General features: G+C 44.2%; 11 protein-coding genes and 1 tRNA gene. 11 read left to right on the top strand and 1 reads right to left on the bottom strand.

Annotation, left to right across the window (positions count from 1 at the left end):
* Nucleotides 1-147 precede the first annotated feature (147 nt).
* The 10 genes from gatC (at nucleotide 148) to ACFBZI_RS04975 (ending at nucleotide 9345) form a co-directional block, all read left to right on the top strand.
* Nucleotides 148-441, top strand: a complete 294-nt coding sequence (gene gatC, locus ACFBZI_RS05020; RefSeq protein WP_375715322.1) for an Asp-tRNA(Asn)/Glu-tRNA(Gln) amidotransferase subunit GatC — start codon at nucleotides 148-150, stop codon at nucleotides 439-441.
* A 154-nt stretch (nucleotides 442-595) separates the two neighbouring features.
* Complete coding sequence (gene gatA, locus ACFBZI_RS05015; RefSeq protein WP_375715321.1) at nucleotides 596-2080, top strand: Asp-tRNA(Asn)/Glu-tRNA(Gln) amidotransferase subunit GatA; 1485 nt, start codon at nucleotides 596-598, stop codon at nucleotides 2078-2080.
* A gap of 129 nt (nucleotides 2081-2209) precedes the next feature.
* Nucleotides 2210-2467: a hypothetical protein gene (locus ACFBZI_RS05010; protein WP_375715320.1), complete on the top strand. Its 258-nt coding sequence runs from the start codon at nucleotides 2210-2212 to the stop codon at nucleotides 2465-2467.
* Nucleotides 2464-2862, top strand: a complete 399-nt coding sequence (locus ACFBZI_RS05005; RefSeq protein WP_375715319.1) for a type II toxin-antitoxin system VapC family toxin — start codon at nucleotides 2464-2466, stop codon at nucleotides 2860-2862. The genes ACFBZI_RS05010 and ACFBZI_RS05005 overlap by 4 nt, the downstream gene beginning before the upstream one ends.
* 14 nt (nucleotides 2863-2876) lie before the next feature.
* Nucleotides 2877-4349, top strand: coding sequence for an Asp-tRNA(Asn)/Glu-tRNA(Gln) amidotransferase subunit GatB (gene gatB, locus ACFBZI_RS05000; protein ID WP_375715318.1), 1473 nt, complete (start codon nucleotides 2877-2879; stop codon nucleotides 4347-4349).
* 66 nt (nucleotides 4350-4415) lie between these two features.
* Nucleotides 4416-6104, top strand: coding sequence for a DUF262 domain-containing protein (locus ACFBZI_RS04995; RefSeq protein WP_375715317.1), 1689 nt, complete (start codon nucleotides 4416-4418; stop codon nucleotides 6102-6104).
* A gap of 205 nt (nucleotides 6105-6309) precedes the next feature.
* Entirely contained in the window at nucleotides 6310-8334 is a 2025-nt protein-coding gene (locus ACFBZI_RS04990; protein ID WP_375715316.1) for a UDP-glucose:protein N-beta-glucosyltransferase, read from the top strand.
* Between the two features lie 115 nt (nucleotides 8335-8449).
* Nucleotides 8450-8526, top strand: a tRNA-Pro gene (locus tag ACFBZI_RS04985).
* 208 nt (nucleotides 8527-8734) lie between these two features.
* Nucleotides 8735-8971 carry an antitoxin gene (locus ACFBZI_RS04980; protein ID WP_375715315.1) on the top strand — a complete coding sequence of 79 codons (237 nt, stop codon included), beginning with the start codon at nucleotides 8735-8737 and terminating at the stop codon, nucleotides 8969-8971.
* Complete coding sequence (locus tag ACFBZI_RS04975; protein WP_375715314.1) at nucleotides 8968-9345, top strand: type II toxin-antitoxin system VapC family toxin; 378 nt, start codon at nucleotides 8968-8970, stop codon at nucleotides 9343-9345. Before ACFBZI_RS04980 ends, ACFBZI_RS04975 begins: the two co-directional genes overlap by 4 nt.
* Nucleotides 9346-9413: 68 nt before the next feature.
* Here ACFBZI_RS04975 and ACFBZI_RS04970 read toward each other — a convergent pair whose 3' ends face one another.
* Nucleotides 9414-11585: a carboxy terminal-processing peptidase gene (locus tag ACFBZI_RS04970; RefSeq protein ID WP_375715313.1), complete on the bottom strand. Its 2172-nt coding sequence runs from the start codon at nucleotides 11583-11585 to the stop codon at nucleotides 9414-9416.
* Nucleotides 11586-11993: 408 nt separating this feature from the next.
* On the opposite strand from ACFBZI_RS04970, the gene nagZ reads away from it, so the two are divergent.
* Nucleotides 11994-13067 carry a beta-N-acetylhexosaminidase gene (nagZ, locus tag ACFBZI_RS04965; RefSeq protein WP_375715312.1) on the top strand — a complete coding sequence of 358 codons (1074 nt, stop codon included), beginning with the start codon at nucleotides 11994-11996 and terminating at the stop codon, nucleotides 13065-13067.
* Nucleotides 13068-13071: the final 4 nt, after the last annotated feature.

The raw sequence follows: 13071 nt of genomic DNA, 5'->3' as shown, positions 1-13071 counted from the left end.
AATTTTACTAATTTTACTAATTTTACTAATTTTACTAATTTTACTAATTTTACTAACAGATTTAAACTTTGTTTTGAGCCTGTGTCAAGCTATGGTACAATTAAGGCATTTTTACCAGACGATGTTTTTGTTTTTAAGGAATGTATTATGAGTCAGCAGTTATCCACAGACGATATCCGAAACGCTGCCAATTTGTCCCGATTGGCCGTTGATGAGCAAACCGCCGCCAGCTATGCCGATAATTTACAAAAAATTCTCGCCATGATGGACGTGCTGGACGCCGTGGACACCGATAACATCAAGCCGCTTGCCAATATTCACGAAGCCTGCCAAGCATTGCGTGCCGATACGCCCGATGCCAAGATTAACCGTGATGCTTTTCAGGCAATCGCTCCCAATGCACAAGATGGGCTGTACTTGGTGCCACAAGTGATTGAATAAACAGGCAATTTTGCTATTGCTGCGATATTTAAAGACAATATTTAAAAATGGTAGTTAGTGATAAATATTTAGCGGCAATTTGGTAGTGCCAATTAACGACATTGATTTTATCAGTGATTAATTTATAAGCAATTGATTGATAAGCGATTTTTATATGACACAACTTCATCACCTATCCGTTCACGAACTTGCCCAAGGTCTAAAAGACAAAACTTTTAGCAGCAGCGATTTGGTTAAGCATTTTGCCAATCGCATCGATAGTCTGGACACCAAGACCAACAGCTTTATCACCAAAGATTTTGATAACGCTCTAAAACACGCTGAACTTGCCGACAAACTGCGTCATGATGGCGACACTCGTGTGCTGCTTGGCGTGCCGATGGCTCATAAGGACAACCTATGCACTAAGGGTACTTTGACCACCGCAGGCTCAAAGATGCTGCATAACTTCGTCTCGCCTTATGACGCCACTGTGGTCGAAAACATCGCCAATGCTGGCTTTATCAGCCTAGGCAAGCTAAACATGGACGAATTTGCCATGGGTTCGGATAACGAAAGCTCGCATTTTGGGGCGGTGCATAATCCTTGGGACTTGGACAGAGTGCCGGGCGGCTCATCAGGCGGTAGTGCCGCTGCCGTTGCCAGTGGCTTTGTGCCTGTGGCGACTGGCTCAGATACAGGCGGCTCGATTCGCCAGCCAGCCAGTTTTTGTGGTGTGACAGGTATCAAGCCTACCTATGGGCGAGTGTCTCGCTATGGTATGATTGCCTACGCATCAAGCCTTGATCAGGCTGGGACATTTGGCAAATCTGCCCTAGACTGTGCTTATCTACTTGAGCCGATGACAGGCTATGACGCCAAAGACGCCACCAGTATCAACCGCCCAACCGACAGCCTAGTGTCGGACATTTTGGCAACCGATACCGACAGCGATAAGCCACTGGCTGGCAAAAAAATCGGTGTGGCAAAAGCATATTTTGGTGCTGGACTTGATGGCGAAGTTGAGCAGTCTATCCGTGCCGCCCTTGCCCAATATGAAGCACTGGGGGCAGAGATTGTGGAAGTGGACATCACCGATCCTGCCATCACGCTTGCCACTTATTATCTGCTCGCCCCTGCCGAAGCCAGCTCAAACCTATCTCGCTATGATGGCGTGCGTTTTGGTTATCGCTGTGACAATCCAAAAGACTTGGCAGACCTATATACTCGTAGCCGCTCCGAAGGCTTTGGGGCAGAAGTGCAACGCCGCATCATCATGGGAACTTACGCCCTGTCGGCAGGCTATTTTGATGCTTATTACATCAAAGCCCAAAAGGTTCGCCGCTTGATTGCTGAAGATTTTAACAAAGCCTTTGAAAAATGCGACATCATCGCCAGCCCCACCGCACCGACCACCGCCTATAAACTTGGCGAAAGTCTGGATCCTGCGACCATCTATCTGGGTGATGTCTATACCATCGGCGTAAACTTGGCAGGCTTACCTGCACTAAGCCACCCTGTCGGCACAGCAAATGGCCTACCTGTGGGTTTGCAGCTAATCGGTAAGCACTGGGCAGAAAGTGAGCTTTTGCAGACGGCACACATTTATCAGGCGAACACACAGTTTCATAAACAGCTGTCTTTGATTGCCCAAAGCTGATTATCAGCCAAATTGATAAGCCAAGCCATGCAACCGTCATTAATTTGACAGCTGATTGGTCAATCTGACGGTTGAGCTGTGCTTGGCATTGGACATTGGGCATTGATGGCAAGAATTAAGGAATAGCAAATGCAGACGATTACTTTACATCTGGATAATGCAGATTATGAATATCTGATTAATTATGCAGGTCAAAAAAATGTAGAGAGCTTTATTCTTGATACGCTAAAACCGCATATTGATTTTATCAAAAATATCAATCATCAGACCCAAGCCGCCGAACCACAGGGGGCGTTTGATGAATTTTTTGGTATTTTACAAAGTGATAAAAATATCAGTTTAGACGATATGAGCAATGCCATTAAAATGCGTGGCGGTAGTTTATGACAAAGGCAATCGCAATTGATACCAATGTTTTGGTTCGTCTTTTTGTGCAAGATGACAGCAACCAAAAACAAATTACAGCCGTCAGAAATCTTTTAAAAGATAAAAGCGAAGTTTATATTTCGCAAATTGTGCAATTGGAATTGGTCTGGGTGCTAGAGAGCAGCTATCAATTTGCAAAAGAGCAAGTTGTTTTTGTGTTAGAAACACTGATGAAACATTCGGTGTTTGTTTTGGAAAAACCCAATCAATTCAAGGCCGCTTTGTCTTTATTTAAAAATAGCAATGCCGATTTTTCAGACTATCTAATATTTACCAATAGTCAAGACAACGGTTATTCCTTTTGGACATTTGATAAAAAATTATCCAAAACAGATGGCGTAAATCACTTAACTTAATTATAGGAAAATTTATGACAAACCAAGCTCCCCTAATTGACGGCTATGAAGTCGTGATTGGTATTGAAATTCATTGCCAATTAAACACTGACAGTAAGATTTTTTCAAATGCACCAACCGCTTTTGGTGCTGATGCCAACACCCAAGCGACCATCGTGGATTTGGGCTTTCCTGGGGCATTGCCTGTCCTAAACGAAGGCGTGATTGAGCGCGCCTTAAAATTTGGTCTGGGTGTCAATGCCAAATTGGGCATGTATAACACCTTTGACCGCAAAAACTATTTTTATCCAGATTTGCCAAAAGGCTACCAAATCACCCAAATGGCAAACCCCATCGTCGGCGAAGGCTACATTGATATTCTAGTCAATGCTGGCGAAAAAAACGAATACAGCAAACGCATCGGCATCACACGAGCCCATCTAGAAGAAGATGCTGGCAAATCGGTGCATGACGCTGTACCGCAAATGACAGGCGTGGATCTTAACCGTGCTGGCACGCCACTGATCGAAATCGTCTCTGAGCCTGATATGCGATCGGTTGCCGAAGCGGTCGCCTATGTCAAGACCATTCACGAGCTGGTAACATGGCTTGGTATCTCGGACGCCATCATGGCAGAAGGCTCATTCCGTGCTGATATTAATGTGTCGGTGCATAAGCCAAATACGCCATTTGGCACACGCTGCGAGCTAAAAAATCTCAACTCATTCCGCTTTATTGAACGAGCCATCAAATCAGAAATCGAGCGTCAAATCGATGTCATTGAAGACGGCGGTAAAGTCGTGCAAGCCACTCGCTTATATGACCCTGAGCGTGACGAAACTCGTGCCATGCGTACCAAAGAAGAAGCCAACGACTACCGCTACTTCCCTGACCCCGACCTACTGCCTGTGGTGATTAGCGATGAAACCTTGGCAAAAGTCAAAGCCGATATGCCAGAGCTGCCCAGCGTGCGAAAAGAGCGATTTGTCAATGAGTTGGGGCTGCCCACTTATGATGCCAATGTGCTAAATGGCAGCCGTGAGTTGTCGGATTATTTCTTGCAAGTGATTGAAATTATTGGTAAAAATAACGCCAAAATCGCCGCCAACTGGGTGATGGGCGAGCTGTCTGGGGCGTTGAATAAAGCCGATTTGACCATCGGCCAATCACCCATCAGTGCTAAGCGTTTGGGCGGCATGATTGTCCGCATCACTGATAACACCATCAGCGGTAAGATTGCCAAACAAGTCTTTGCCCATCTGTGGGACAGCACCGATAAGAGTGCCGATGACATCATCGCCGAACATGGGCTGAAGCAAGAAACCGACACTGGAGCAATCGAAGCGATTATCAAAGAAGTGCTTGCCAATAACCAAGCGATGGTTGATGAATATAAAGGCGGCAAAGAAAAAGCCTTTAATGGACTGGTGGGACAAGTGATGAAAGCCAGCCGTGGCAAAGCAAACCCTGCCCAAGTCAATGAATTGATGAAAAAATTGATTGGTTAAGAAAAACAAACCTAAGTTCAAAATGAGCTTAGGTTTGCTTGTTACAGACATCTTGGAGAAATTAAAATGGCAGAATTAAATGTAAGCAAAAAGACGATTGCAGAATTTTTTGGTTCTATGGATAACAAAAGATTCATTATTCCAGATTATCAAAGACCCTATAAATGGGAAATTGAAAACTGTGAAACACTTTGGAATGATTTGGAATTTTTCTTTCAAAATGAAGGAAATAAAAAAGAATCAACCTATTTTTTAGGCACTATCGTTTCTCATGGCAACGAAAAGGGCAATAAAGAAATCATCGATGGGCAACAGCGCATCACTTCTCTAATGTTATTATTGCGAGCTTTTTATAAAAAATTAGAAAATATGCCACAAGATGATGAAGTCAATGGGTTAAAAAAGCAAATTGGAAAATGTCTTTGGGATATTGATGAATTATCGGAGAACGTTACTGATTTTTCTACCATTCATATCTTATCCGAAGTGGTAACCGAAGAAAATAACGAGATTTTTCATCATATATTGCAAACAGGTAATGCAGACAACAAAAGTAAAGATGCTTACTCTACCAATTACCTATTCTTTAAAGACAAATGTGATGAATATGCTAAAAACGCACCATTAAATTGGAAAAAGTTTTGTATTTGCATTTTAAAAAAATGCATCATATTACCCATTGAATGCGACACTCAAGATACCGCTTTAACCATCTTCTCAACATTGAATGACAGAGGATTGCCATTATCCGACTCTGACATTTTTAAAGCTCAATTATATCGCAAAAGCAAAGACAGGAAAGAATTTTCTGAGACTTGGAAAGAATTAGCACAGATTTGCGAAAAAGCCAATATCACCATTGATGATATTTTTCGCTATTATATGCATATCTTAAGAGCAAGAGACAACAACTCAGGCAAAGAAATTGCCTTGCGTAGATTTTATATGGATGACAAATCTGCCCAGCTCAATAAAGTGGATATCACAGAACTCATTACTCTGGCAAATTTTTGGAAATTTATTTTCTTGGATTATACAATCGACGATATTGATTATAAAGTATCACAAAAATCCAAACAATGGATAGACTGTTTGTGGCACTATCCAAATGAGTACTGGAAGTATGCGGTTAGTGTATTTTTTATGAAATATAAAGATAGTGATAATTTTACAGTTATCTTTGAAAAAATGTTAGAAAAATTAACTGCATTCTTATTTGCCAAATTTATTGACAAACCAACCGTTAATGCAATTAAAGATGACATTTTTAAAACCTATGTTGGTTTTGAAAAATCTAGCGATTATCATTATGAGTATAAAATAGAGTTGGATAGTGAAATTTTTGCCCAGAAAATTAGTGAGCATTCGTCATCAAGAATGACCAAAGCTTTATTGTTATTGCACGCTTATTTAAATGAAAGCCAAGAAAAACTTATTTTAAATAATTTTGATATTGAGCATATTTTTCCAGTCAAATGGCAAAATACCAATTACAATGGCTGGCAAAAAGACGATGCTGACGCTTATCTTAACAATCTTGGCAACAAAATTGTCCTTGAAAAAAAGCTCAACACCCAAGCAGGCAATGGTTATTTTGGCAAGAAAAAAGAGAAATATAGCCAATCATCTATTGAAGTCGTTAAAGAACTCGCCAATTACCCAAAAGATGATTGGTTAAAAGATGATATCTTCAAAAGAGAACAGCAAATCAAAGAAGATTTGATTGCATTTTTTCATAAAAATCGAGCAAAATAAACATAGACAGCACCATCACCTTTTGTAAAATGGTATGATTTTTAATTTAGCTTGGCTGATTTTGGTGCAGCCTAGACGTGGTGCAACTTTTGCCAAAATTAACATTTTAAGTACACAAATCGCTCTGTATCTGACCAAAAACAGATTATAATATGCCGTTGCAATTTTTAGATGCGATTATTTGATTTTATAGATGAGTGTAACTATGACAACCCAAGCCAGTGTAATCCGCTACGAACAAGCGGTTGCCAACAAAGATTTTGAAACCGCTTGTAATGAACTTTTGTCTATTTTAAGCAAACTTGACAGCAACTTTGGTGATACGCACGATATCGAATGCGATTACCCAGTGCAGCTGACCCATTCTAAAGACGAATGCACGGTGCATTTTTGTACTCGTGTTGCCGTGGCGACCACTGCCTTATTTGATGGTCAAAACGACTTTGGGCTGTCGGACTCAGGTTTTTCACGCTTTATGACTTTGCATCGCTGGCTGGGCTTGATTTTTGCTGCCAGTAGCTATGTCAATGCCGACCACATTCTTGCCACTTATAATGTCAATCCCAGCAAAGACATCAACAACTTCCACCTGCCAGACAATTTAAATGTCTGGAAAAAATTCTGCGTCTTGTACACTGGCGAATCCAACATTCCACTATCACTGGACGCACTGTGGGGCAGCAGCCCAGAGCTGTGCGGCTCGCTGTGCTTTGCCTTGCAGTCGCCACGCTTTATCGGTACAGAAGCTGCCTTTAATAAGCGTGCCAATATCCTAAGATGGTTCCCAGCAAAATTGGCAACCTTTGAAGATTTGTCTGATTTGCCGTCTGCCATCTCGCACGATGTGTATATGCATTGTAGCTACGATGTCGATGTCGACAAGCACCGTGTCAAAGAAAGCCTAAACCAAGTGATCCGCAAGCACTTGCTTAAGCTGGACTGGCAAGACCGTGATGTCGGCCAAATCGGCGAAAAAAATGGCAAACCTGTGATGTTGGTTGTGCTTGAGCATTTCCACAATGCCCATTCCATCTATCGCACGCATTCAACTTCGATGGTTGCTGCTCGTGAGCATTTTTATCTGGTGGGGATCGGCGGCTCGGCGGTCGATGAAGCAGGTCGCCAAGTGTTTGATGAATTTCACGAAATTGGCACCAGCTCAACCGTGGGCAATTTGATTGAAATCAAAAAAATCGCCGATGAGCTACAGCCTGCCGTGCTATACATGCCAAGTATCGGCATGGATTTGACCACCATTTTCTTAAGCAATACTCAAATCGCCCCAGTGCAAGCAATTGCCCTAGGACACCCTGCGACCACACATTCACCATTCATTGATTATGTCATCGTTGAAGATGATTATGTCGGCTCAGAAGACTGCTTTAGCGAAAAACTGATTCGCCTGCCAAAAGATGCCCTGCCGTATGTGCCATCAGCACTGGCACCAAGCAGTGTCGAATACCGCCTACGCCAAAACCCAGAAGTGGTCAATATCGGCGTGGCATCAACCACGATGAAACTAAACCCATACTTCTTGCAAGCCTGCCAAGCCATCAGAGATCGTGCCAAGGTCAAAGTGCATTTCCATTTTGCTTTGGGTCAATCCAGCGGCGTTACGCACCCTTATGTGACACGCTTTATCAAGACCTATTTGGGCGATGATGCGACCGCACACGCACACAGTCCGTATCATAACTATCTACGCATCTTGCACCAGTGCGACATGATGATCAACCCATTCCCATTTGGCAATACCAATGGCATCATTGATATGGTAACGCTGGGCTTGGTCGGCGTGTGCAAAACTGGCCCTGAAGTGCATGAGCATATCGATGAAGGTCTGTTCCAGCGTCTGGGCTTGCCGATGGATAAATTGGTCACCAAAACAGTGGACGAATATGTCGAACGCACCATTGAGCTGATTGAAAATCACGAAGAACGCCTAGAACTTCGCCGCCATATTATCGAAAATAACGGCTTGGCGACGCTATTTACTGGCAATCCAAAACCGATGGGCGAGCAGCTTTTGGCAAAAGTCAAAGAGCGTGGCTTATTGGGCGGCACGCCTGCCAAAAAGACCACCCGCAAAACTGGTAGCAAAACTGCCAAAAAAGCGGACGGCAAAGCCACCAAAAAACCAACCAAAAAGTTAGCCGACACGGCAACCGCTGCCAAAAAACCAGCCACTCGCCGTAAAACCACTAAAACCGCCAAGACAGACAAAGCATAATCAAGCGTCTTAAGCCAATCCCCAAGTTTATCGCTTGGGGATTTTTGGCAAAAATTTTGCACAAAACACACAAAACACTTGCCAATTTGCCAAAATCCGCTAAAATATACCCCATCGGAATGTAGCGCAGCTTGGTAGCGCACTTGCATGGGGTGCAAGGGGTCGTAGGTTCAAATCCTATCATTCCGACCAATTTATTATTTCAGGGTGTCCACTTTGGTGCGACACCCTTTTATTTTCAAGGCTTTTCGCCCTTTTGCTTGTCCTATGGGGTGTCATGCAAACTATACACCTTTTTTTGTACTTGAAAAAGCAAGGGAAAAAGAGCGAAAAATCTTGCACACTTTACCCAACCACCCTATAATGTAATCACAAACCGTAATTACAAAAGGGCTATTTTATGCCGACCATTCACACAAAGCCATTCATGGCTGGCAATTCACAGGCGGTAAGATTGCCCAAAGAATTTGCCTACCCTGCCGATACACCTTTGATTTTGAACAAAGAAAATGGCGTTATCACTATCCGACCTGTTACCAGTTTAGCCGATGTACCGAGCATTTTTCACGCCTTGGGCGATAAGATGACTGGTGATTTTGAACGCATGGAACTGGACGATACGGAGCGTGATTGGTGAAATATTTGTTAGATACCAACATTTGTATTTATCTGCTAAAACACCAACCAAAAAGCGTGCTGGAGCGTTTTGCCAGTTGTCAAGTTGGTGAAGTCGGTATCAGTGCCATCACATGGGCGGAGCTATTGCGTGGCTTGGATAAATACGAACCTAAGGCGGAATTTGCACGCCTGCGAGCATTGATTGGCGTTTTACCCTTTGATGAAAAATGTGCGATGTGTTTTGGTGAATATATGCAAACAGCAAACCACAAACCCAGTTTTGACACCTTGATTGCCTGCCACGCCAAAGCCCACGGATTGATTTTGGTAACGAACAATGCCAAAGATTTTGAGCGGTATGATATTCACGTTGAAAACTGGGTACAGACGTGATGGTATTTAAAAAAACCACCACAAACCCAAAGTCTGCAGTGGTTTTGATTTATCGATTTATCAAGTGATTAATGCTGATTAGCATCAAACATCAAGCGTGCCGCTTCAAGCACATAAGCTTCACTCTCTGGCAGTTTTGGGCGTTCGTTTTCTTTCATCGCACCACGCTCTTCGGCCAGTGCTTCTAGATTTGCCTGATAAGTTGACCAATTGGCAAATGGTGCTTCGCCAGTCGCTTGGCGGCGAGCATTTTCGGCAATCAGCGTGCGATTGTCTATCATCTGCATCTTGGCACGGCGTTTTTGCAGATTAATTTCTGACGGTTTTTTATCATCGTCCAAAGCACGAATGGCGTTTAGCTCTGACAAATACACAAACTGCGGATCGGTAGCTTGGCGAGCTTTGGATTGCTCGTTCAGCGACTCAATGGTGTTGGCAGAATATTTGCCCACCGCTTGATAATTGGTGGATTTGATGGTGTCCCACGGCAGCGGATTTTTGTATTCACGCTCGCCAAATTCTATCCCTTCATAAATATTTACCAGTTCAACATCTGGCACCACGCCTTTGTTTTGGGTGCTGCCGCCATTGACACGATAAAATTTGCTCTGGGTCAAAGTCGCTGAACCCAGTGCAATGTCATCACGCTGCACCTGTGCCGAACCTTTGCCTGTGGTTGTACTGCCCACCACCAAGCCCAGACCATAGTCCTGAATCGCTGCGGCAAAAATCTCGCTAGCAGACGCCGAACCCAAATTAATCAGCACTGCCAAATCGCCATCATACAACTGACGGCCGCCGTCTTTGTCAGTATAAATCTGCACATCGCCACGATTGTTGCGAATCTGCACCAGCGGGCCTTCTTTTACAAACATACTGAGCATTTTGACCACTTCGTCCAGCGAGCCGCCCGGATTATTTCGCAAATCCACCACCAAGCCATCAATGCCTTGGGCATTTAACGCTTTTAGGGCTTTTTCGGTGTCGTTACTGACGCTGCGATATTGGTTGATGTCCAAACCTTCACGGCGTGCCTTAAAATTCAGATAAAAACTGGGGATTTCAATCACGCCCACACGCTTGGTTTGTCCTTGGTACGGCAGCTCAATAATGCGATGCTGTACGCCAGATTCTTCTTGTTGTACCACATCTCGCACCAGCGTTACTGTGCGAGCTTGTGAGTCTGGCGTGTTCGGCTGACGCACTTTGATGGTAACTTCGGTGCCACGAGCCCCACGAATCAAGGCGACAATTTCACGAGTGCTATAACCGACCGTATCAACCATCTCGCCGCCTGCTTGAGCGACACCGATAATCAAATCGTTGGCGTACACTTGCCCAGACTTGGCAGCAGGTCCACCATCAACCAAGCTAATCACACGGATATAGTCAGGATTTTTGCGGTCTGGGCGGATAGAAATGCCGATACCTTCTAGCTGTAAACTGGACTGGATTTGCATGTCTTCGGCCTGCACAGGGGCAAAATAATTGCTGTGTGGATCGTAAGCACTGGTGGCAGCGTCCAGCACTTTTTCCATGATTTCATCATTTTTGACACGAATCAGCTGCTCTTGTTGTCGCTTGATGCGGTTTAACAAAATCTCAACAGGCGTGCGTTGCTCCGCCTTAACCAAATCCTGACCACGAGTCAGCTCTGGATTGTCCAGATAGGCTTGGTCTTTGGCTTTGTCGTCTTCTTGGTTTAGGGTAATGGTAATCAAAGACGCTGCGGTTTGATTTTTCCAATATTCTTCTTGCTCAGCTTTGGTCTGAAAATACGGCTCATCTTCACGGTCTAAAATAATGCTCTTATCGGTATTTAAATCAATGTCGCCTGCCAGATACGCTTTGGCAAGCTCAAAATATTCCAAAGAGCGAGTGTGGTAGCGTTCATAAATCTCAATACCCGGCTGAATGTCGCCACGCAACAGTCGCTCGGCATAGGTTTTGGCGTATTTGGCGGTAAATTCGTCAATATCCGACTGTAAAAACATCGTGTGATTCGGGTCAAGTTTGTCAAAATACATCATCAAAACTTGCTCACCCATCGCCGTATCCAGCCTTTGACCAGTATAATGCGTGCGATCAAGCAACACCGACACCTGCCGAGCCGTCACTCGCTGCTCTGGCGTCGGCTCAAAGGCGGTGCGGTCGGCAGCCTGTGCCGATACTAGGCTGTTGGTGAATAAAATACCAGCCACCGCCACCGCAACGGACGAGAAAAAAAACTGTTTGGACATACGGATATCCTTATGTTATCAATGTTACAATAAAAATTTAGAAAATCTACTTTATTACGAAAAGGCATTTGCCTAAATGAAAATCAGTCCTATATTACCACAAAAATTTAGAAAATTTTTTACATAAGTGATGGTTTTTGTACAAACAGCCTAAGCAATCGTTACAAAAACTCAAAATTATCCACAAAATCGCATTTGGCACGCACAAAAACCGTATTTTTTGGTCAATTTCGTGGCATAATACACCGATAATTGTCCAAATGATTGAGCAAATTTTTGACAATTGGCTCAATTTGCATGACTTTAATGATTTTAATAAATTTACTTTAGTGGTTTACTTTGGCAATTTACTTCAATAAACTGACTTTGGTAAACTGGCTTGAATAAATTCACCAACAAGGGGAAATGATGGCAACAGGTATTATCATGGCAGATGTCGCCGGCAAAACACTGGACGATAGCGACAAAGCACTGCTGGCAAATCCAGAAATCGGCGGCATGATTTTGTTTGCTCGCAATGTCGAATCACCACAGCAAGTGCGGCAGCTCACCGATGCGATGCGGGCGGCAAACCCTAATGTGCTAATCGCTGTCGATCAAGAAGGCGGGCGAGTGGCTCGTTTTCGCCAAGGGTTTTCGCCGTTGCCTGCGATGGGAAAACTGGGCGAGCTTTATGACAATGAGCCTGAGCGTGCTTTAGCATTGGCGTATGACTGCGGCTATCTGATGGCGTGCGAAGTGCTGGCGGTTGGCGTTGATTTTAGTTTTGCTCCTGTGCTGGATATTAATGGTGTCAGCCTAGTGATTGGCGATCGTGCCTTTCACGCCAAGCCAGATGCTATCATTGCCCTGTCTGCTCGATTTATGGACGGCATGAAAGATGCTGGCATGGCGACCACTGGCAAGCATTTTCCCGGTCATGGATCTATCGCTCCAGATTCGCATGTGGCTGATGCCATCGATACTCGCAGCTTTGATGAGATTTTTAATTTTGACACCCAGACCTTTGTCAAAACACTGGACAAGCTCGATGCACTGATGCCTGCCCATGTGATTTTTAGCCAAGTGGATGACAAGCCAGCGGGCTTTTCAAAAATTTGGATTGACGACATTATCCGCCGTCAGCTAAAATTTGACGGCGTGGTGTTCTCTGATGATTTGTGCATGAAGGCGGCACACATTGCTGGCGATGTCGATGCCAGAGTGCTTGCCGCCATTGACGCAGGCTGCGATATGGCGTTGGTGTGCAACCACCGAGAAGGGGCGTTGCTTGCCATCGACGCTGCCAAACGCCTGCATACACCGCCGCACAATCGCTTCCTTCGCATGAAAGGCAATATCCCCACATGGCAAGGCAGCCTAGAAAAGACCTGCGAGCAATTTGCCGATTATCAAGCGGTGCGTGAGCGTGTGCAAGCGGCATTTTTTGCCGATGCTTGCCAGACAACAGGCAGCGACCCCACCCATTACCAAAAATCCTAACAAC

Source organism: Moraxella marmotae (assembly GCF_042219885.1).
Classification (GTDB): domain Bacteria; phylum Pseudomonadota; class Gammaproteobacteria; order Pseudomonadales; family Moraxellaceae; genus Moraxella; species Moraxella marmotae.
The sequence above is the reverse complement of the archived record's forward strand: the minus strand, read 5'-3'. Positions and strand labels throughout refer to the sequence as shown.